General features: G+C 67.2%; 19 protein-coding genes. 8 read left to right on the top strand and 11 right to left on the bottom strand.

Going from position 1 to position 21,127, the window contains the following annotated elements; genetic code table 11:
* The 3 genes from B4K74_RS03105 to B4K74_RS03095 all read right to left on the bottom strand — a co-directional run.
* On the bottom strand, positions 1-1,125 hold a 1,125-nt coding region (locus tag B4K74_RS03105), incomplete at its 3' end, for a terminase large subunit domain-containing protein (RefSeq protein ID WP_286691710.1).
* Between the two features lie 362 nt (positions 1,126-1,487).
* Positions 1,488-3,878: a PAS domain-containing protein gene (locus B4K74_RS03100; protein ID WP_286691709.1), complete on the bottom strand. Its 2,391-nt coding sequence runs from the start codon at positions 3,876-3,878 to the stop codon at positions 1,488-1,490.
* 64 nt (positions 3,879-3,942) lie between these two features.
* The gene (locus B4K74_RS03095) at positions 3,943-4,416 is read right to left on the bottom strand and encodes a YcgN family cysteine cluster protein (RefSeq protein ID WP_286691708.1); all 474 of its coding nucleotides are present in this window, start codon (positions 4,414-4,416) and stop codon (positions 3,943-3,945) included.
* A gap of 75 nt (positions 4,417-4,491) precedes the next feature.
* Here B4K74_RS03095 and B4K74_RS03090 point away from each other — a divergent pair, with 75 nt between their 5' ends.
* The 5 genes from B4K74_RS03090 (at position 4,492) to B4K74_RS03070 (ending at position 10,641) form a co-directional block, all read left to right on the top strand.
* A complete protein-coding gene (locus B4K74_RS03090; RefSeq protein WP_286691707.1) occupies positions 4,492-4,824 on the top strand; it encodes an endonuclease domain-containing protein in 333 nt (110 codons plus the stop codon).
* 104 nt (positions 4,825-4,928) lie between these two features.
* Entirely contained in the window at positions 4,929-6,764 is a 1,836-nt protein-coding gene (locus B4K74_RS03085) for an ABC-F family ATP-binding cassette domain-containing protein (protein WP_286691769.1), read from the top strand.
* A 641-nt stretch (positions 6,765-7,405) separates the two neighbouring features.
* Entirely contained in the window at positions 7,406-8,461 is a 1,056-nt protein-coding gene (locus tag B4K74_RS03080; RefSeq protein WP_286691706.1) for an ABC transporter substrate-binding protein, read from the top strand.
* A 102-nt stretch (positions 8,462-8,563) separates the two neighbouring features.
* Positions 8,564-9,538, top strand: coding sequence for a hypothetical protein (locus B4K74_RS03075; protein WP_286691705.1), 975 nt, complete (start codon positions 8,564-8,566; stop codon positions 9,536-9,538).
* On the top strand, positions 9,535-10,641 hold the full coding sequence (locus B4K74_RS03070) for a DUF2336 domain-containing protein (RefSeq protein WP_286691704.1): 1,107 nt from the start codon (positions 9,535-9,537) through the stop codon (positions 10,639-10,641). The genes B4K74_RS03075 and B4K74_RS03070 overlap by 4 nt, the downstream gene beginning before the upstream one ends.
* A gap of 61 nt (positions 10,642-10,702) precedes the next feature.
* Here the strand turns inward: B4K74_RS03070 and B4K74_RS03065 are convergent, their stop codons facing one another.
* The 6 genes from B4K74_RS03065 to cysK all read right to left on the bottom strand — a co-directional run bounded on the left by B4K74_RS03065 (position 10,703) and on the right by cysK (position 14,867).
* Positions 10,703-11,134 (bottom strand): MucR family transcriptional regulator, encoded by a 432-nt coding sequence (locus B4K74_RS03065; protein WP_123286076.1) that lies wholly within the window; start codon positions 11,132-11,134, stop codon positions 10,703-10,705.
* 159 nt (positions 11,135-11,293) lie between these two features.
* Complete coding sequence (locus tag B4K74_RS03060; protein WP_286691703.1) at positions 11,294-12,523, bottom strand: DUF2336 domain-containing protein; 1,230 nt, start codon at positions 12,521-12,523, stop codon at positions 11,294-11,296.
* A 54-nt stretch (positions 12,524-12,577) separates the two neighbouring features.
* The gene (locus B4K74_RS03055) at positions 12,578-13,135 is read right to left on the bottom strand and encodes a DUF4287 domain-containing protein (RefSeq protein ID WP_286691702.1); all 558 of its coding nucleotides are present in this window, start codon (positions 13,133-13,135) and stop codon (positions 12,578-12,580) included.
* A gap of 36 nt (positions 13,136-13,171) precedes the next feature.
* Positions 13,172-13,534, bottom strand: coding sequence for a type II toxin-antitoxin system VapC family toxin (locus B4K74_RS03050; RefSeq protein ID WP_206423364.1), 363 nt, complete (start codon positions 13,532-13,534; stop codon positions 13,172-13,174).
* A 13-nt stretch (positions 13,535-13,547) separates the two neighbouring features.
* Positions 13,548-13,814: a type II toxin-antitoxin system VapB family antitoxin gene (locus tag B4K74_RS03045; RefSeq protein ID WP_123286079.1), complete on the bottom strand. Its 267-nt coding sequence runs from the start codon at positions 13,812-13,814 to the stop codon at positions 13,548-13,550.
* A gap of 63 nt (positions 13,815-13,877) precedes the next feature.
* A complete protein-coding gene (gene cysK, locus B4K74_RS03040) occupies positions 13,878-14,867 on the bottom strand; it encodes a cysteine synthase A (RefSeq protein ID WP_286691701.1) in 990 nt (329 codons plus the stop codon).
* Positions 14,868-15,064: 197 nt separating this feature from the next.
* Between cysK and fliI the strand changes: the two genes are divergently transcribed.
* Genes fliI through B4K74_RS03025 form a run of 3 tightly spaced genes read left to right on the top strand, consistent with a single transcriptional unit; the run spans position 15,065 to position 17,886 of the window.
* Complete coding sequence (gene fliI / locus B4K74_RS03035) at positions 15,065-16,414, top strand: flagellar protein export ATPase FliI (protein WP_286691700.1); 1,350 nt, start codon at positions 15,065-15,067, stop codon at positions 16,412-16,414.
* Between the two features lie 4 nt (positions 16,415-16,418).
* On the top strand, positions 16,419-16,826 hold the full coding sequence (locus tag B4K74_RS03030) for a flagellar export protein FliJ (protein WP_123286082.1): 408 nt from the start codon (positions 16,419-16,421) through the stop codon (positions 16,824-16,826).
* A complete protein-coding gene (locus tag B4K74_RS03025) occupies positions 16,819-17,886 on the top strand; it encodes an endo-1,4-beta-xylanase (RefSeq protein WP_286691699.1) in 1,068 nt (355 codons plus the stop codon). Before B4K74_RS03030 ends, B4K74_RS03025 begins: the two co-directional genes overlap by 8 nt.
* Here the strand turns inward: B4K74_RS03025 and B4K74_RS03020 are convergent.
* Positions 17,878-20,148, bottom strand: a complete 2,271-nt coding sequence (locus B4K74_RS03020; RefSeq protein ID WP_286691698.1) for a glycoside hydrolase family 3 N-terminal domain-containing protein — start codon at positions 20,146-20,148, stop codon at positions 17,878-17,880. The two genes, B4K74_RS03025 and B4K74_RS03020, sit on opposite strands and share 9 nt — an antisense overlap.
* Before the next feature lie 184 nt (positions 20,149-20,332).
* Positions 20,333-21,040: a response regulator transcription factor CtrA gene (ctrA, locus tag B4K74_RS03015; RefSeq protein WP_123286084.1), complete on the bottom strand. Its 708-nt coding sequence runs from the start codon at positions 21,038-21,040 to the stop codon at positions 20,333-20,335.
* Positions 21,041-21,127: the final 87 nt, after the last annotated feature.

Genomic DNA, 21,127 nt, shown 5'->3' with positions numbered 1-21,127 from the left:
GGCCCGCGCCCGCTTCGAGCGCGTGGCATGGACCGACCGCACCGGACAGGCACAGCCCGCCTGAACCAGCAGGGTCCGCACCATATCCCCGCCCTGATTGACCTCGGCGATCACCGCCTCGGCCCCTTCACGCTCGACGATCGACGCGACCACCCGGGCCCAGGCTGCGGGCGACAGGCCGCGCACCGTCTCATCGGCCAGCACATAGGCTGTGCGATCCCGGCGCCCCGCAACCACAATCCCGCAGGCATCGCCGTGGGCCGTCGCGGGCGGGTCCACCGCCACCACCACCCGGTCCAGTTCGACCGGACGCGCGCCTCTGGCCCGCGCCAGATCCTCGGCGCGGAACAGGGCCCCGTCGGTCTCAACGATCTGCCCCTCCAGCTCCTGCGCCTCCAGCCGTGTCCCGGCATAGAGGCGTCTCAGATGCCCCAGAAACCCCGGGGCCAGATTGTCCGCGTTGACCTCTGTCCCCGCCCGACTGACCTCGACCCCCGGCTCGGCCAGCAGCCGCCTCAGCGCCACCATCGGGCGCGGCGTGGTCGTGATCACCAGTCGCGGATCGGTCCCCCGCCTCAGCGCAAACCGCAGTGTGCTCAGCGTCCGCTCGGGATTGCGCCAGGCACAGAACTCGTCGACCCAGGCCGCGTGAAACTGCGGCCCGCGCAGCGCGTCCGGGTCCTCGGCTGAATAGGCATAGGCCACCGAGTCATTGGGCCAGCGCAGCCGCCTCCGGCTGGCTTCCCAGATCGGCCTGTATCCGGTCTCGCCCATCGCCTTCAGGCCCGACGGCCCCTCGATCATCACCTCGCGCACATCGTGCAGCGCCGGTCCCACCAGCGCCAGAACCTGTCCGTCGGTCCGCGCCTGCTCGCTCAGCCACCAGGCCCCCGCAAAGGTCTTGCCCGACCCCCGCCCGCCCAGCAGCACCCACGTCGACCAGTCCGTCTCCTCGGCAATCTGATGATCGTGCAGCCGGGGCATCGCGTCGATCGCATCGCGCGTCTCCGCCGTCGACAACCCCTCGCGCCAGCCGCTTTCTTTCCAGCGCGGCCCTGTGGTGATCCATGCGGGACTGCAGTTCGGCCCGAAGTAGGGCCTCCTCGGCGGGGTCTTCGATGTCACCGTTTGCGTCGCCCTCTTCCGCGTCCTCGACAGGGTTCCGGGACCGGGCAGGCGGGCTCGCCAGCGCCACCACCGCCTTGCTGGCGCGCGCCACGTTCGTCACCAGCCGCGCAAAACGATCCAGCCCCGCCACATCGGCGGGATCCAGCTCGACCTGTGGCAGTATTTCCATCACGCGATCGGTCTGGGCGGCCAGCAGTTCAAACTGCTTCCGGCTCCAGCGCTCCGCCCCGTCATCCCTGTTCCCGGCCATGGATGAACTCTAGCCGACCAGCGTCCTCAGGCGCGCAAGTCGGTCCGACAAATATCTATCATCTTGTTTTGACGCGATTTCACACGCCGAGGGCGCACATCCGGGCGTCTCAGCCTGCCGCTGCCAGGTCCTCACAGGCCTCGCTTGCGCCCAGCACACGACTGATCGTGGCCATCAGTTCCGCCACCTGGATCGGCTTGCCGACATGGGCGTCCATACCCACCTCATGGCACGTTCGCACCTGTTCGGGCTGCACATTGGCGGTCAGGGCAATGATGGGCACCCGGCCCGCTTCCCCGGCCATGGCCCGGATTTCACGGGTCGCGGTCAGGCCATCCATGACCGGCATATGCACATCCATCAGCACCAGATCGTAGGTCCCGCTGCGCACGGCCTCCACCGCCTCGGCGCCGTTCTCGACCCCGTCGATCGACAGCCCCATCCCGCCCAGAATGGCCGAGACCAGCTCCCGGTTGGCCGGAGCGTCATCCGCCATCAGGATCCGCAGCGTCCCGTCGACCGCTGTCTCTGCGTCGTGGCCACCGGCGACCTGCCCGGGGTCCGCCGGCACCAACGGCACCTCGAACCAGAAGGTCGAGCCGATCCCCGGCTGGCTGTCCACGCCGATCGTGCCACTCATCATCTCGATCAGCCGACGCGAAATGGCCAGGCCCAGCCCCGTCCCGCCAAAGGTCCGCGTGGTCGAGGCATCGGCCTGCACGAACCGCCGGAACAGGGTCGCGGCCTTCTCCTCGCTGATGCCGATGCCCGTATCCGATACGGCGACCCGCAACCGGCCATCCTCATAGGTCGCCGCCACCGTCACCCCGCCCTGGCCCGTGAATTTCACGGCATTGGACAGCAGGTTCAGCGTCACCTGCCGCAGTCGGCCCTCATCCCCCATTAGGCCAGCCGGCACGGACTCATCCGTCGTCTGTACCAGCGTCAGCCCCTTGGCCTCGCACTGGCTCTCCACGATCCCGACAGCGCCCGCAATCATGCCGCGCGGATCAAAGGCCAGCGGGTCCAGCCCGACCGCCTCGGCCTCCAGCTTGGAGTAATCCAGAATGTCGTTGATCACGCCCAGCAGGGCATCGGACGAGGTGGCGATCCGGTCGACGTAGCGGCGCTCGTCCGGGCCCAGGTCTTTTGACTCCTTCAGCAGGCCGGCAAAGCCTATCACGCTGGTCAGCGGTGTTCTCAGCTCATGGCTCATATTGGCCAGGAATTCGGTTTTCGTCCGGGCAGCAGCCTCCGCCCGGTCCCGCTCCGCCATCAGGTCATCTTCCAGCTGCTTGGTCGCCGTGGCGTCACGCGCATTGTCCTGGATTTCGATCGGTCGGCCGTTTTCGTCCCAGAGGATGCTGGGCTGGGCATCCAGCCATCGATAGCTGCCGTCCTTGTGCAGCCCACGGTAGCGCAACTGCGGTGACGGCCCGCCGGGGCCAGCAGCAAAGAAATCCGCATAGGCCTGCTTCACCTGCGGATGGTCATCCGGGTGGATCACGTCCCAGGTCTTGCGCCCGATCAACTCATCCGGTTCCCAGCCTGTCAGACGCGTGATCGCGGGCGACACATAGCGGAACGTACCGTCCAGCGCGAAGACCGCGATGATGTCACCGGTCTGCTCTGCCAGATTGCGGAACGCTCGCTCGCTGGCGGCGACCGCATCGTGAATTCGTTCCTGCTCGGTCACGTCCTGGAACACGCCGAACATGGCGGTGACCTTGCCGTCTGGCCCCCGCTCGGTATCCGCATGGGTCAGCACCAGGCGCTCGGCCCCGTCCCGGCGGATCAGTCGCATCCGGTGCTTGTAGCCCTCGCCCGTCTCAAGCCCGCGTGCGATCGCCTTCATCAACGGCGCCCGGTCGTCCGGATGATAGAACCCCACGGCATCGTCATAGCTGGGATCGAACGCGCCCCGCTCGACCCCGTGGATGCGATAGACCTCGTCCGACCAGGTCACGGCCATCGTCTCGGCATCCAGCCGCCATTGTCCCACCCCGGCCATTTCCTCAGCCAGCCTCAGCAGCTCCAGCCGCTCGGTCTGCCTTCGGGTCAGGTCGGCCTGTTCGAGGAATTCTGCGGCCAGCCGCCCAATCTGGGCCAGGCCCTCGACCCGACTTTCGTCGAAGTCCGGATGCGGCTTCACATCCATCACCCCCACCGCGCCGATGGCCTTGCCCCGGCTGTCGCTGATGGTCGTCCCGGCAAAGAAGCGGATGCCCGGCTGGCCCGTCACCATCGGGTGGTTCTTCAGCGTCGGATGCAGGTGGGAATCGCGCACCACCAGCACCGCGCCCGGCCCCATCCCGACCAGTATGGCCGAAGCACTCTGGTCGCGCGCCATGGCGTTCTGGTTCAGGCCCACATTGGCACGGAACAGGGTCTGATCGCCGTGGATGACGGAAATCATCGCATGCGGCATGTCGAACAGGGTGCACGCCAGTGCGGTCAGGCGGTCCAGCGGGCCCTCCAGCCCCGAACCGTCCGTCATCATCGAGGCGCTCTTGCGGCGTTTCTCTCCCATGCCGCAAGGGTCGGACAGAATAGCGAAATTTTGGTTAGCGCCGTCTCCGAGTCCCGGTCCCGCGCTCGACCATCCATTCCGGCGCCTCATAGGCCAGGGCATCTTCCGGCTCGTGCAGTGCCAGTTCCGAAATCGTCTGGCCGCGGATCGAAACCCCGGCCGTATGGACCGTTTCGGGGTCCCCCGAGACCAGCGGATGCCACTCCGCCAGCCCCCGCCCCTCCGCCAGCCGGCGATAGGCGCACGACCCGGGCATCCAGCCCAGCTGCGACACGTTTCCCGGCGTCAGCTTGATACAGTCCGGCACATGCCGCTCGCGCTCCAAATAGTTGGAACAGGCACAGGTCGTCGGATCGAACAGCTTGCAGTGCACCTTGGTCGGCACAACCTCGCCCGTATCCTCATCCTCGAACCGCACCAGACAGCACAGCCCGCACCCGTCGCACAGCGCCTCCCACTCCTCGGGCGACATCTGTTCGAGGGTCTTCGTTTCCCAGAAGGGCTTCATCCGATCCTCCCCCGTGAAACGGGGGAGGGGGACCACGGAGTGGTGGAGGGGGCGAAAGCGTGCACTAAATGAACCATGAGAGCCCCGGTTCTTACCCAGAAACGTGCCCGACGTCTCCGTCGGAAAATGTCTCTGCCTGAAGTTCTCCTCTGGCAGCGGCTCCGGCCTCGCGGCTTTCGTCGTCAGCACTCGATCGGCCCTTTCATACTCGACTTCTATTGCTCCAGAATCAGTCTGGCCATTGAGGTCGACGGTCTCCAGCATGACGCCCGAGCGGATCAGGACGCGAGGCGCGACACTCGGCTGCAGCAGTTCGGCATCAGGACGCTGCGTATTCCCGCATCAGATGTCCTGCGCGATCCCGATGCTGCGGCGGAGCATATTCTTGGGCGGCTAGAGGCAGACTAGGGTGGAAACTCCCGACCGAACCCCTTAAGTCAGCCCTCGTTTCCGCCCCCTCCACCACGCCTTGCGTGGTCCCCCTCCCCCGCTACGCTGGGGAGGATCCAGGTATCACCATGGCCGCGCGCCCCCCTCTTGTTGCCCTCAAGGATGTCCGTCTCCAGGACGGCCCCCGTCCCCTGTTCGAGGGCGTCGATATTGCGATCGAGCCGCGGACCCGCGCCTGTCTTGTCGGGCGGAACGGCGCCGGCAAATCCACCCTGATGAAGATCATCATGGGCCAGGTCGAGCCGGACTCGGGCGAGCGCGCCATCCAGTCCGGCATCCGTTTTGCCAATGTGCCCCAGGAACCGGTCATCACCGGCGACACCTTGCTCGACTATGCCACCTCGGGTGAGGCCGAGCCGTGGACCGCCGAGTCCTGGCTCGCCACCTTCGGCCTTGATCCGTCAAAGCCCGCCGTGAACCTTTCCGGTGGCGAAATCCGCCGTGCCGCGCTCGCCAAGGCCTTCGCCGAAGAGCCCGACCTGATGCTCCTCGACGAGCCGACCAACCACCTCGACATCCTCGCCATCGAGCTGCTGGAAGAAGAGCTGATCTCGGCCCGCTGCGCCATACTGGTCGTCAGCCACGACCGCGCCTTCCTCAATCGCGTCACCCAGACCTGTCACTGGCTGGAAGGGCGACGCGTCCGCAGCCTGAGCAAGAGCTTCAACGCCTTCGACGAATGGGCCACCAAGGTCACCGAGGAAGAGGCCGAGTCCCTGCGCCGCCTGTCAAAGACCATCGAGCGCGAGACCGCCACCTTCTACAGCTCCATCACCGCCCGCCGCACCCGCAACGAGGGCCGGGCGCGGTCGCTGGAGGCCCTGCGCGCCGAACGCGCCGAACGGCTCAAGGACGTGCCGCGTGACCTGCACCTCGGCGTCGACTCGGGCGCCATGTCCGGCAAGCTGGTCGCCGACCTCAAGGGCATCTCCAAGGGCTTTGGCGAGCGTACCGTCATCAAGCCCTTCACCACCCGCATCGTCCGCGGCGACCGGCTGGCCATCGTCGGCCCCAATGGCGCGGGCAAGACCACCCTGGTCAAGATCATGCTGGGCGAACTGGCCCCCGACACCGGCACCGTCCGCCTCGGTGCCAATCTGGACCCCGTCTACCTCGACCAGTCGCGTGAAGGGCTCAAGTCCGACATGACCCTGTGGGACGCCCTGACCCCCGGCGGCGGCGATTCCATCTTGGTGCGCGGCGTGTCCAAACACGTCGCCGCCTATGCCAAGGACTTCCTGTTCCAGGAGGGCCAGCTGCGCCAGCCGATCTCGACCCTGTCGGGAGGCGAGCGCAACCGCCTGCTGCTGGCCCGCGCGCTTGCCAAGCCTGCCAACATGCTGGTTCTCGACGAGCCGACCAACGACCTCGACATGGACACCCTCGACAAGCTGGAAGAGCTGCTCGAGACCTATGACGGAACGCTGATCCTCGTCAGCCACGACCGCGATTTCGTCGATCGCCTCGCCACCTCGACCATCGCCATGAACGGTCGCGGCGACATCGTCGAGACCCCCGGTGGCTGGACCGATTTCATCCGCCAGAACCCCGGCTTCCTCAAGCCCGGCACCCACCAGCGGCCCCAGGACGCCGAGGCGGAACGCCGCTCTGCGGCCCCGGCTCCTGCCAGCGTCACCGCCGCCGCCGCTCCAAAAAAGGCGGCCAAGCTATCGTTCAAGGACGCCCACCGGCTCAAGGAGATCGAGGGCCTGATGGAAACCCTGCCCGCCGACATCGCCCGCCACGACGCCACCCTGTCCGATCCCGACCTCTACACCCGCGACCCCAAGGCCTTCGACCGCGCCATGACCAACGCCGCCCGCGCCCGCGCCCAACTCGAGGCCATCGAGGCGGAATGGCTGGAGCTGGAAGAAAAGAAGGCCGCACTCGAAGGCTGATCCAGAATCTGTGGACAGATCAATTCACGGATTTTCCGAGGGTATTTGAAACCACCCACAGACTGTCCCCGACTTGTCCACCACGCGGGGCTGAAATCCCCACAGGGCGGACATTTCGGGCGCTTGCCGAATAGCGGATTTCGTCGGAACGTCAACAGGCCGAGGGACACGGCAGCGCGGAAATCCGGGGAGACCCGGGGCTCAAGGCGAACCGGTCCGGCTCTCGGATCCAGGGTAACGGGCGATCTCCGGATCGTAACGGACCCCGGACCGGATCAAGGCTTCGAGGCAGGGTTTCGGCCCACACCTCGGGGAACCGGATCGGGATCGGAAGACGGCGCAGGCCAGACCTGCGGGACGCGACCGGACCAGAGTCGAGGGATACAGCCGACCGTCACCGGGGTTCGCTCCGCTGACGCCCAGGCCAGGGTCCAGAACTCAATGGCCAAGTCCAACCCGGACTTGGCGAGGGCGCGAAACGCAACGGTTCGACCGGGCGTTCCGCGCCCTCGCTCAATTCCGGCGCCCCATTCCCCCCCCATCGGGGGAGGGGGACCGCGTAGCGGTGGAGGGGGCAGCACCGTTAGACCTTGCCGGAAACCGCCCTTTCCTTCGCGGAAGTCAGGCCCTAAACCTTGGCCATGCGCCGCCCGCCCGTCCGCTTCGCCACTCTGGATCGTCGAATCCTGCTGACCGGTGCTGCGGCGCTGGGCCTGTCGGCGACGGTCGCCGCCTGCGGCTCGTCCGAACCGGCCATCGACGAGAACGGCCGCGTCCGTCTGCGCCTCGCGGTCGGCGACCCCGCCAGTGCCGAACTGGGCGGCTTCTATCAGGCGCTGGCCACCGGCCTCTACGAAGCGCGCGGCCTGAATGTTCAGCTGGTCCGGCCCGGCTTTGGTCAGGACGTGCCGCGTGCCCTGGCCTCGGGCAATGCCGAACTGGGCCTCGCCGCCGACAGCTTCACCCCCCTGCGGCTGGTTGAGGAGGAAGCCCCGGTCAAGGCCGTCGCCGCCTTCTTCCAGAAGTCCCCGCGTGCCCTGATCCGCCGTGCGGAGGCCGGCCCCGCTGCTGCCCCGCCTGTGCCGCCCGCGCCGGCGCCGGTTCAGGTCGCCGAAGCCGATCGCGAGACCCTCTGGCCCTGGTTCCGGACCCTGAGCGGGTTCACTGACGACCAACTGGCCGACCATGACCTCGAGGCCTTCATCCGCGACCCGAACGCCCTCATCCTCGGCCATGTGACGCGCGAGCCCGTCCTGATCCCGGAAGCGGGCGGAGAACCACCCACCAGCCGCCTGCTGTTTGAGGACGGCTTTGCCTCCTATGGTGCCCTCGTGCTGGCTCCCACGGCCTTCGCCCGCGACAACGACGAGGCGCTGCGGGCCTTCATCGCCGCCTCGGTCGAGGGCTGGGCCGCCTATATCGAAGGTGATCCTGACGCCGCTCACACCCTGATCCGACGTGCCAACCGCGCCGCGACGCCGGCGCAGCTGGAGCAGGCCCGCGACGCCTTGCTCGATGCGGCCCTGGTCACCGGCGACGACCCGTCGGCCCTCATCGGCAGCATGTCGGCGGATCGCTGGCGCGCCTTCTACGAGAGCACGTCGGAGGCCGGCGTCTTTCCGCCCGGTCTCGACTGGCAACAGGCGTTTACCACCGACTATCTGTCACCGGCTGTCGCTCCGGCCCCCGCCGCCTGACGATCGCCCCTGCGTTAAGCCTGATTGCCGGCGGCTGTTAGCGACGGGTTAAGTCTGGACGCCTTAACCTTTGGTCCGATCCCCCAGTTTCCGGAGGTGGGAATGCGACCCGAGCCGTCCACATCGCTGTCTCTGAGCCGTCCCCTGCTCGCCGCAACGGTGGCGCTGGGTCTGACGGCCGTGGCCGTGCCTGCCCTGGCCCAGGACGCGCCGGCCCTCCGCTATCTGGACTGGAATGGCCGCCCCGCGCCGGTCGCCATGGCCCGCGCCACCGAAACGCCCCGGGGAACGGTCCCGGCGCTGCGCCCGGTCTCCCCCGTCATCCCCCACGCGGGCAGCCAGTCCATGGCGACCGTCCCGCAACTCCGTCCCGCCACGCCCCTCCTGCCCGGCCGCAGCGTCGATGCCGACGGCCGCCCCGGCCTGACCCCGGCCGATGCCTTCTTCGCGCCCCCGCCGGTCCAGTCCCGTTCCCAGCCTGCGCAGGTCACCGTGGCCCCGGCCCCGGTGCGGACCGTGGCTGCACCCGTCGAGACGCCGCCGCCTCCCCCGCCGCCGCCGGTTCGTCAGATGCCCGAGCCGCCGCCCGCCCGGGTCCAGCCCGCGCCCCAGCCTGCACCGGCACCGGCACCGGTGGCTTACTCCGTGCCAGCCCCTGCTCCTGCCCGTCCTGCAGAGTGGGCGGATGATCCCAACGCCCCCCGCGCCGATGCCCTGATCTGGTCCGTCGGCCAGCCGCAACCGCAGCCGGCCCTGCCGCAAGCCACCCAACAGCCCCCGGCTTCCCAACCTCAGGCTACCCCCACCCAGCCCCGGCCTCAGCCGGGCGCCCGGTCCGAGCGCGCGCCCCAGGGCGCCCGCTACTACTCCGTTCACCGCCAGAACGGCCGTCAGCCCGACCGCGCCGTCCTGCCGGAACAGGTCTATCTGGATGCCCTTCCGGTCCAGATGGACCAGACGCCGACCTCGCCCAATATGGCCGAACCGCCCGGACCGCCCCAGCTGGTCCGCAATCCGGACGGCACCGTGCGCCGCACGACCGGCGAGTCGACCAGCAGCGCGGCCTCCCGCCAATGACCCAGCCTGCCCCCGACACTGTCGTGGAATCGCGTCTGCCCGACCTGATCGCCATGGCGCAGGAGCCGTCCAGCGAGAAGCGCCGGGCCCTTCTGCGTGAACTGACCGAGGTCTTCTTCGGCACCGAGACCCACAGCGACAAAGAGACCGACCTGTACGGCGCCGTCCTGGCCGAACTGTCCGCCGAGATGGAAACGGCGGTCCGCGCCGAACTGGCCCGGCGGTTCGCCGACAGTCCTGCCGCCCCCCGCACCCTGATCCGCCGCCTGGCGAATGACGAAGCCGAAGTGGCCACGCCCGTCCTGTCGGCCTCGCCGGTGCTGACCGATGCTGACCTGATCGAGGTCGCCCGCACCCAGGGTCAGGACCACCTGCGCGCTGTCTCAAGCCGCAAGGATGTGTCCGAGGCCGTTTCCGACGCCATCGTCGATCACGGCGACGACGAAACCCTGCACAGCCTGTTGTCCAACGATGGCGCCCGCCTGTCGCGTCAGGCCAGCGAGAAGGCCGTAGAGCGCGCCCGCACCAATCCCGCCCTTCATGCCGCGACGGTCGAGCGCAAGAGCCTGCCACCCGACCTGCTCAACGAGATGTATTTCATCGTCGAGGCCCGGCTGCGCCACACCATCCTTGAGCGCAACGCCCAGATGGACCCGGCCCTGCTGGAAAGCGCGCTTGAGGCCGGCCGCACCCGGCTTGCGACCCAGGACGGCGCCCTGCCCGCCGACTATTCCGAGAGCCTCGCCTATGTCGAGGAACTGCATGCGGCTGGCCAGCTGACTCCCCAGATGCTGGCGCGCTTCCTGCGCTCGGACGGTCGCACCTGCTTCCTGATTGCGCTGGCGCGGCTGGCCGACATCGACTTTCACACCGCCCGCCAGATCATCGAGCGCAAGGACCTGGATGCCCTGGCCGTGGTCTGCCGTTCCGCCGGTCTGGATCGCGCCCTGTTCCTGACCTACGCCGTGGTGCTCCTGAACGACGACGGCGACGCCATGGCCAAGGCCCATACCTATGGCCGCATGTATCAGGAACTGACCCCCGACGCGGCCCAGCGCACCCTGCGTTTCTGGCGCATGCGCCGCGAAGCCAAGGCCGCCTGAGGTCACAAAAAAGACCCGCCGGATCGCTCCAGCGGGTCTGTTCTTTCAGGCCTTCGCCGTCTTACTTCTTGGCGCGGGCCGTCGTGCGGGCCGGCTTGCGGCCGCCCTGGCCCAGGCCCATCTGCTTGGCCAGTTCCGAACGGGCCTTGGCATAGTTCGGGGCGACCATCGGATAGTCCTTGGCCAGACCCCATTTGGCCCGGTATTCCTCGGGGCTCATGTCGTATTTGGTGCGCAGGTGACGCTTCAGCGACTTGAACTTGCGACCGTCTTCCAGACAGATCAGATAGTCCGGCGTGATCGACTTGCGGATCGGCACCGCCGGATCCTTGACTTCCGGCTCCGGCTCGATGCCGTCACCCGACAGTTGCGACAGGGTCGAGTGGATCGAGCCGATCAGCGCAGGAACGGCCTCGGGCGGCAGGATGTTGTTGCTGACATAGGCGGAGATGATGTCCGCCGTCATTTCAAGCAGCTCGGCTTTTTCTTCCATAGGTCGTCCAGACGTTTCCAGGGCGAGGCGAAACATCTTGCAGGAATCGCCCCTGATGCCGGGCTGATAGAACAAACTCTATCATTACGCAAATGTGACGGTAGACTTTCTGATTTGCTAGGGCAAGTATAAAGGCGGCCTGATGCAAACAGGTGGGCCTTAACGTCCGAAATCTTGCGCCAGGGCCATCATCGCGGCCCGCTCGGGCATGGAGTATTCATCCAGTTCGTCTGTGTCGCCGTCACGGATCGCCTTCAGCAGGGCCGGCGTCATGGCCGAGGTCAGCGACCAGTTCCAGTAGCGCAGCACCGTCTGGGCCCGGTCGACGGCCAGCATCTCGAACGTCACCTGCACCCGCTCCCAGGTCGGATGGACGCTACCATCGGGCAGGGTCTCCGGCCGCTTCATCGACCGCCACAGCGCCGTCAAATACTCGCGGTCCAGCCCGGTCGCCTTGCACAGAATGGCCACCGGCTCACCGCCCGGATCGCCCAGGATCTTGGCCCCCGTCAGCGGCTTGATCCCCGACAGATAGGCAATCTCGGCCACGGAGTCGCGGCCCATGCCCTGCCGCTCGATCTCGGTGATGGCGTGTTCCAGACTGTCATAGGGGCTCTTGTCGATCGCCCCGCGATTGCGCTGGCGCCGCTCGATGAACTGCAGCGCCTTTCGTGACACCGGGTCCTGCCAGCCCTCGTCGGCGGCCATGGCAAAGATGTCTTCCGACACCTCCTGCATGACTTCGCGTGACACGGCGAACCTCTGCAGAATGGTCCGGCGGTCCTGCTCGTTCGACCACCAGAACATCACATAGGCCCCCGACGGCCTAAGCTCCGGGCGTCGCAACAGGTGCTCGCACAGGCGGGGCTGGCTGCGGCTCAGTGCCACTGCCGTCTCGATCCCGGTCTGCGACAGCCGGGCCGTGGTGTTGCGCAGCAGCGTCTCCACCACATCCCCGTACCCCGCCTCGATCAGGGCTTCGGACACCACTTCGGACACCCCTCGGCGGGCGGCGATGCAGCGGTGATGATCATGACCCGTGTCCCGGACGCACGACAGCAGGTCGGCATCCGTCAGACCCGCACACCCCTCGATCAGCACGCCGGCAATGGCCGGATCATCCCGCAGCATCAGCCGCATCAGACCATTGGGCAGCTCCGCCAGGGGCGCCAGCCGGTGGGCCATCTTCAGCCGGTCCTCGGGCGTGGCCAGCCGCGCCATCTCGACCAGCAGGTCACCGACGACCGACCGCTCAAAGGCATTGATGCGACTGGTCGGCAGCGACACCACATCGGCCAGCCGCCGCAGCAACGCATGCCGCGCCTTCCACGTCGACGCCGGACCGGCCTCGGGCGCATCGTCTGGCGGACTGGAAAGAGGCTGGGACATGTCGCGGCGATCCTCGCCCCGTTCGGTTAACCGCCGGTCAAGAGCGATCTCGCCCTATGCCGCAGCCCAGGCCTGACGCAGCCAGCCCTCCAGCTCGGCATCAACCTCATCGACCGAAGACACGCGCACCCGATGCGTCACCATCGCATTCCACGATCCGGCGGCTTCCAGCCGACCGGCCGGTTCAACCCCCTTCAGCACCAGCCCGACATCCAGCCGATCCTTGGTCGAGGGCTGCAGCAGGGCAAACTGTTTCGACCGCCTCAGGCTGACATAGCCCTTCTTCGGCGCAAACTCGACGCCGTCCAGCCCCTGAACAAAGGTCGCCGCCTTGTCATAGGCCGGCTTCATCGCCGCCTTTGGCCCGGCGAACATGGTCGCCATCAGATCGTCGTCACCGCTCGACCCGGCGTCCGAGGCAAAGGTCTTGTGTGCCACCAGATTGGCATAGCCGTGCGTCAGGCCCTGCTCGGCCTTCAGCCACGCAACCAGCTGACCATGTTTGGCCTGACCACTGGCCCGTGCCAGCGCAATCCACTGGTCCAGCGACTTGCCCGTATTGGCCTCCAGATTGGCGATCATCGTCGCCGTCGCCGCATCCACATCCGCCATGGCTCGTCCTCCCCAATCAACGCTCTGAGCAATCGCTCAATTGGCCGAGACAATATCCGTCAGGGCAAAGTCGTCACCCTTGTAGAGCAAAGGCACCTCCAGGGACGCGGCCAATGCATAGGCCGCGCAATCACCAAGGTTCAACCGGGCGGGGTGTACTCCCTTACCGAAGCGGAGGCGGGCCTCGGTCGCCAGCACGGCCAGTCGATCATCGAACGGGACGATTTCAACTCTGAACGCCCCGAGAAGCTTGCGAACATCGGGCACGGCCAACGGACCTCCAAGCTTCCCGATCACGGACTCGGCCTCAAACACCGAAAAGGCCGACATTCGGCAAGGGTTAGCCGCCATTATCTCGACAAGGCGCTGGGCCTCCGGCTCGGCCTTGATCACCGCCACGACGACGGAAGTGTCAATGACTATCAAGGACGTCATGCCACAGTGCGTCCCGAATTTCCTTTGTCGAGCGCGTATCTTTCATCGGCAGAGCAGCGAACCGCTGCTGGATCCGTGCCACTTCGCTCCGGAGTTCAGCCTCCCGGGCTTCCCGGGCCTTCTCCAGCTCGCTCACATCGCGTTCGAGAGCCGCACGCACGGCCTCGGTGACGCCGGTTTCGCGCAGTTCTGCGGCCCGGCGCGCCAGCCGATCAACGTCCGGATTCTTGATATTCAGCGCCATGTCATCTTCCTCAGGTCACCTGGGAAGATAGCACATTCGAGGAAGACCTACGACACTGTCTTCCTACAGCCCCTCAAACAGGGCCGTCGACAGATAGCGTTCGGCAAAGCTGGGGATGATTGTGACGATGGTCTTGCCCGCATTCTCGTCCAGCGCCGCCTGACGGAAGGCGGCGATCAGGGCGGCGCCCGAGCTGATACCCCCGGTCAGCCCCTCCAGCCGGGCCGCTCGGCGCGCCATCTCGAACGCCTCGTCGTTTGACACCCGCTCGACCGCATCGATCACATCGCGGTCGACGATCGAGGGGATGAATCCCGCCCCGATCCCCTGGATCTTGTGCGGTCCCGGTTCGCCGCCCGACAGGACCGGCGAGTCGGTGGGCTCGACGGCCACCATTCGCACCGAGGGCTTCTTCGCCTTCAGAACCTGGCCGACGCCGGTGATGGTGCCTCCCGTGCCGACGCCGGCAATGACCATGTCGACCGCGCCATCGGTGTCCGCCCAGATTTCCTCGGCGGTCGAGACCCGGTGGATTTCGGGATTGGCCGGATTGTCGAACTGCCCCGGGGATACCGCCCCCGGTGTGCTCTCCAGCAGCTCCTGCGCCTTGGCGATCGCGCCCTTCATACCCTTGTCGGCGGGGGTCAGCACCAGCTCGGCCCCCAGCAGGGCCAGCATCTTGCGCCGCTCCATCGACATGCTCTCGGGCATGACCAGCATCAGCCGATAACCCTTGGCCGCCGCCACAAACGCCAGGGCAATGCCGGTATTGCCGCTGGTCGGCTCGATCAACACTGCGCCGGGCGTCAACTTGCCGGCCTGCTCCAGGCCCTCAATCATCGCCAGACCGATCCGGTCCTTGACCGAACTCAGCGGGTTGAAGAACTCCAGCTTGGCCAGCACCCGGGCCTTGAGCTTCAGGTCGGCCGACAGGCGCGGCAACTCCACCAGCGGCGTGTTGCCGATGGTCTCGAGGATCGAACCATAGATCTTGCCCCGGCCCGCGCGGGCATGGCGGGACAGGTCGGGCGAGGCAGGCGTGGTACCGGTCATGGGGGAGGTCTCCGGGTGGCTGTCAGCCTCTGAACATCAGGTCGATCCGCGCCCGCGCAAGGGTCAGGCCTGCAGAAAGGCGTTCGCTCGGCATTTCCGCGACTCATGGCACAGTGTTCGACGAACCATTCGCGCGTCGTTTAAGCGGCTGTTAACCACGTTAACCGATCCCTGAGAGGCAATTTCCGGGGCTTTCCTTGCATTCTCTCGTCGCCGCCGTTCAAGCCGTCGATCCCCTTGTCGTTACCGGGAAGGTCGCGGGGGTGAGTGGCCTGCTGATCGAGTCACGTGGCGGACTGTCGCGTCTGGCCGTCGGGGCCCGGGCCGAGATCGACCGCCACGGTCGCCCGCCCCTGCCCGCCGAAGTGGTCGGATTTCGAGAGGCCAAGGCCCTGCTGATGCCCTTCGGCCCGGTCGAGGGCGTGGCCCCCGGCGCCGATATCCGCATCGTCGAGTCAGCCAGTGTGGTGCGCCCCACCGCCGCCTGGTTGGGCCGCATCATCAATGCCTTCGGCGAGCCCATCGACGGCAAGGGCCCCCTGCCCCAAGGCCCTCGCCCCTATTCTCTGCGCGCTGCCCCGCCGCCGGCCCACGCGCGCGGCCGGGTGGGAGAGCGCCTCGACACCGGCGTACGGGCGCTCGACGTCTTTGCCACCACATGTCGCGGCCAGCGGATGGGCATTTTCGCCGGCTCCGGCGTCGGCAAGTCGGTGCTCCTGTCGATGCTGGCCCGCCGCGCCGAGTGCGACGCGGTCGTCGTCGGCCTGATCGGCGAACGGGGCCGCGAGGTCCGCGAGTTCATCGAGGAAACCCTGGGGCCAGAGGGGCTGGCCCGCGCCATCGTCGTGGTCGCCACCTCGGACGAGCCCGCCCTCACCCGGCGCCAGGCCGCCTATATGACCCTGGCCTGCGCCGAATACCTCCGCGATCAGGGCCAGCAGGTCCTGTGCCTGATGGACTCGGTGACCCGCTTCGCCATGGCCCAGCGCGAGATCGGCCTGGCCGCCGGCGAGCCTCCGACCACCAAGGGCTATACGCCCACCGTCTTTTCCGAACTGCCGAAGCTGCTGGAACGTGCCGGACCGGGCCCGATGCGATCCGACGGGCGTCCGACCGGGGCCATCACCGCCCTGTTCACCGTGTTGGTCGATGGCGGTGATCATGATGAGCCGATCGCCGATGCCGTACGCGGGATCCTCGACGGCCACATCGTCATGGACCGCAAGATCGCCGAGCGCGGCCGCTTCCCCGCCATCGATGTGCTGAAATCCGTCAGCCGGACCCTGCCGGGCTGCCAGACTCTGCCCGAGCGGGAGCTGAACAAGCGCGCCCGCCAGTGCCTCAGCGCCTATGCCAATATGGAAGAGCTGATCAAGATCGGCGCCTATCGCGCCGGCGCCGATCCGATCACCGACCGCGCCATCGCCCTGAACCCGGCACTGGAAGGCTTCCTGTCGCAAACCCCCGAAGACATCTGCGACATGGCGACGGCCTTTAGTCATCTGGAAAGCATTCTGAACCAAGGTCTCGCAGAGCGAGTGGAGTGACGCCATGACCACCTGGGCCCGGTCCCTGATCCGCATTTCGACCTATGAGGTCGAGACCCTGCAGAAACGTCTGGCTGAAATCGGCTCGCGCCGGGCCTCGGCCGAGATGCGACTGGCGGTGCTGGACGCCGAGGTCGAGATCGAGCGCGAACGCGCCCGGGCCGACGCCGAGGCCGGCATGCTGCTTCAGGCCTATCTAAACGGCTGGAAGCACCGCAAATCGACCGTCGAGGCCGATCTCGGCGAACTCGAGGCCGAGGAAGAGGGTGCCCGCGATGCCCTGACCGGCGCCTTCGAGGAACTCAAGAAGTTCGAACACGTGGCCGAACTGTCCCGTCTGGAACGCCTCGCCGCCGCTGAACGCCGCGAATCCGCAGCCTTTGACGCGCTTGGCCTCAGGCGGCGTGCCTGATTTCCGACTGACCCGCCGGCATCTGCTGGCCAGCCCGCTGGCGCTGGCGGCCTGCGGCCGTGCGCCTGCAACCCCACCGCTCGGCCCGGTCCGCCCGCTCAAGGATCTGACGACCGTTCCCGTCGGCGTGTGCGGCATGTCGGGCCAGTTCGACGACGCGAGCTGGCGCCGCGTGGTGCTGACCCACTTCTCCCAGTTCACCCCCGAGTGGGAGATGAAGATGGAGGCGATCCTGCGGCCCGACCGCAGCCTCGACTTCGCCCTCGCCGACCGGTGTGCGGACTTTGCCACGGACAACGGCCTGCGCCTGCACGGCCATGCCCTCGTCTGGTATTCGCAAGGCGCCGAGCCCTTTGCCGGGCTGGATCGCAAGACGTTCGCCGCAGGCTATGACCGCTATGTCCGCGAGGTCACCGCGCGCTACCGGGGCCGCGCCGTCGGCTGGGATGTGGTCAATGAGGCCGTGGCCGAGGACGGCAATGGTCTGCGCTCCCACCACTGGTCAGAGAGACTGGGCGAGATCGACCACATCCGCCGCGCCTTTGACGTCGCCCACGAGGCGGATCCCGAAGCCCTGCTGTTCCTCAACGACTACAATCTGGAAAACCTGCCCCGAAAGGGCGCGACCTTCCTGAATCTGGTCGAAAAGCTGCTGAAGGCCGGCACGCCACTGGGCGGCATCGGCAGCCAGTCGCACCTCGATATCGAAATCGCCGAGGGCCAGATCACCACCTTCATGCGCGACGCGGCCGAGTTTGGCCTGCCGATCCATGTGTCGGAGCTGGATGCCTCGCTTCGTTCCGACCGCCGCGTTGACCTTCGCAGCCCCGCCGAGCGTCAGGCCCAGCAGACCGCCCGCGTCACCGAACTGGCCGAGGCCTTCATGACCCTGCCCCCGGCCCAGCAATATGCCTTCACCGTCTGGGGCGCGCGCGACACCGACAGCTGGCTCAGGCGGGATGATCGCGACGATGGCCGGGACAGCCCGCTGCTGTTCGACGCCTCGGGCATGGCGACGCCCCTCTATGACGCCGTCGCCGGTCCGCTTGGATCAAGCTGACGCGGGCGCCAGCAGCTCGAACGTGCCTTCCAGTCCGCTCTCGGCATTCGGGCCGATCCAGACGGTGAACCGCCCCGGCTCGACCGTCCACAGATGGTCACGTCCCACAAACATCAGATCGCGCCGCGTCAGGGTGAACCGCACGCGGGCACTCTGGCCGAGCTTCAGCCGCACGCGCTGGAATCCCTTCAGCTGGCGGATCGGCCGGGTCACGCTGGCTGCGCGGTCGTGGATATACAGCTGGGCCAGTTCCTCGGCGACGCGGTCTCCCCGGTTGGTGATCGTGGCCGACACCTCCAGCTCGCCCTGCCAGGCCAGCTGGCCTTCGCCCACGTCCAGCCCTTCATAGACCGGATCGCCATAGGTCAGGCCGTGCCCGAACGGCCAGGCGGCCGTGTTCAGCGTCTCCCGATAGCGGGCCTTGAACTCCTCTCTGGGCTCCAGCGACAGCGGCGGGCGCCCCGTGACCTTGCGGTCATAGTGGAACGGCGATTGGCCCGTGTGGTGGGGAAAGCTGATCGGCAGGCGTCCGGTCGGCTCATGATCGCCGAACAGCACATCGGCCAGGGCATGGCCGGTCTCGACCCCCAGGAACCAGCCCACAACCAGACCCCGCGCCGCCTTCGCGGTCTCGTCCAGAACCAGCGCCCGGCCGCACTTCAGCACCAGCACAACCGGCTTGCCGACCGCCATCACGGCCGCGATCAGGTCCCGCTGCGGCTCCGGGATACAGACATCGACGCGCGACTGGGCCTCGCCCGACATGCGCTCGTCCTCGCCGACCACCATGACCACGACATCGGCGCCCTCAGCCGCCTCGACCGCCGCCTCGATCCCGCCCTGCAGCGGACCTTCGGCCTCGCAGCCCCGCACCACCGTCAGCCGCGCCGGATCGTCCATCGCCGCGCGGAAGCCCTCATCGACCGGGACCGCATAGGCCGGATCGCCGAACAGCACCCACGGCCCGTTCAGATGCTCGCGCCCCTCGGCGAACGGCCCGATCAGGGCGATCCGGTCCGACCGCCTGAGCGGCAGCACCCCACCCTCATTCTTCAGCAGCACGATGGACTTCCGGCCGGCCTCACGCGCCAGCTCCCGGTGGCGGGGCTGATCATTCGCCTCGACCCGCTCCGGGGCCAGCCGGCCATAAGGGTCCTCGAACAGGCCCAGCGCCGCCTTCAGCTCCAGCACCCGCCGCACCGACACATCAACATCGGCCTCGGCGATCGCGCCCGACCGCACCAGATCGGGCAGATGCAGCGCATAAAGATTGCTGCTCATGCTCATGTCGACCCCGCCCAGAAAGGCCAGCCGCGCCGCGTCCCGCTCATCCTCGGCCAGGCCGTGGGCGATCAGCTCAAAGTCCCCGGTGTAGTCCGAGACGACAAACCCCTCGAACCCCCACTCGCCGCGGAGCACATCCTTCATCAGCCAGGGATTGGCATGGGCCGGAACGCCCGCGACATCATTGAAAGCCGCCATGGTCGACAGGGCGCCCGCGTCAAACGCGGCCTGGAACGCCGGGAAGTGGATTTCGCGCAGGGTCCGCTCGGACACGTCCACGCTGTTGTAGTCCAGCCCCCCGGCCCCGGCGCCGTAGCCCGCCAGATGCTTGGGCGTGGCCAGCATGGCCCCGGCGTCGGACAGACCCGCTTCGCCCTGGAACCCTTCGACCCGGGCGACCGCCAGGGTGCACCCCAGCAGCACATCTTCGCCCGCGCCCTCGACCCCCCGGCCCCAGCGGGCATCGCGCGAGATGTCGACCATGGGCGCGAAATTCCACGCCAGACCCACGGCCGTGGCCTCTTCCGCCGCCGCGCGCGCCGTCCGCTTCGCCAGATCGGCGTCAAAGGCCGCCGCCTCGGCCAGCGGCACCGGAAAGATGGTGCGGAAGCCATGGATCACATCGGCCGCGAACAACAGCGGAATGCCCAGCCGCGACTCCTCGACCGCCACCGTCTGCATGCGCCGGTGCCAGTCGGCCGAATCCCCGTTGAACACGGCGCCCAGACGACCCTCGCGCACCGCCTGCGCCTGTTCCTCGATCGATCCGGGAACAGCCGCCGGATTGGCGGCATTGGCCGGAGCGGGCGCCAACGCCGCCGGCATGATGGTCAGCTGCCCCGCCTTTTCCTCCAGCGTCATGGCGGCGATCAGCGCCTCGATCCGCTCGGCCGCCGTCGTCGCGCGTCCCGCCCCGTCAGGCCGGATCGCCTCACCGGACAGGCGGGCTTCGGACGGTTTGGGCGCAGGGGAAGACATCAGTCGGGGGTCTCGCGTGTAATCGGTTACACCGTCATAGCCGAGACGGTCGCACACTCAAACCGTCCGGGCCAGACGCCCTGGGGAAAAGCGCACCGGACGCCCCGTCAGGACGGTCGCCTCACGCACAAAAACGCCCGCCAGTGTCCCGGCGGGCGTCTTCATGTTGCGATGTCCTAACCGATCAGGCTGCGGCGCTGACCGAGCCGGTGCCTTCCTGCGGGTCGCGCAGCACATAGCCGCGGCCCCAGACGGTTTCGATATAGTGTTTGCCGTTCGCCGCGGTCGCCAGCTTCTTGCGCAGCTTGCAGATGAAGACGTCAATGATCTTCAGCTCGGGCTCGTCCATGCCGCCGTACAGGTGGTTCAGGAACATTTCCTTGGTCAGGGTGGTCCCCTTGCGGAGCGAGAGCAGCTCCAGCATCTGGTATTCCTTGCCCGTCAGGTGCACGCGGTGACCGTCGACCTCGACCGTCTTGGCGTCCAGGTTCACGGCGATCTCGCCGGTGTGGATGATGGCCTGGGCATGCCCCTTCGAGCGACGCACCACGGCGTGCACGCGGGCGACCAGTTCATCCTTGTGGAAGGGCTTGGTCATATAGTCGTCGGCGCCGCCGCCAAACGTCTTGACCTTGGTCTCGATCTCGCTGGTTCCGGACAGGATCATTACCGGCGTATTGACCTTGCCCACGCGCAGCTGCCGCAGAACCTCGATGCCATTCATGTCGGGCAGGTTCAGGTCCAGCAGGATCAGGTCGTAATCGTAGATCTTGCCCAGATCGATGCCTTCCTCACCCAGATCGGTGGTGTAGACATTGAAGCCCTCAGACTTGAGCATAAGCTCAATGCTCTGGGCTGTAGCGTGATCGTCTTCAATCAACAGGACGCGCATGTGTGCCCCTCCGCGGCAAAGCTTGACTATGGCCCTGTCGCTGCACGCACAGGTAACCTTGTTCCCACGTTAACGGTTCAAAACCTT

The sequence above is a fragment of the Brevundimonas sp. UBA2503 genome, from assembly GCF_002341485.1.
GTDB classification, from domain to species: domain Bacteria; phylum Pseudomonadota; class Alphaproteobacteria; order Caulobacterales; family Caulobacteraceae; genus Brevundimonas; species Brevundimonas halotolerans.
This window is presented reverse-complemented; position numbering and strand designations above follow the sequence as displayed.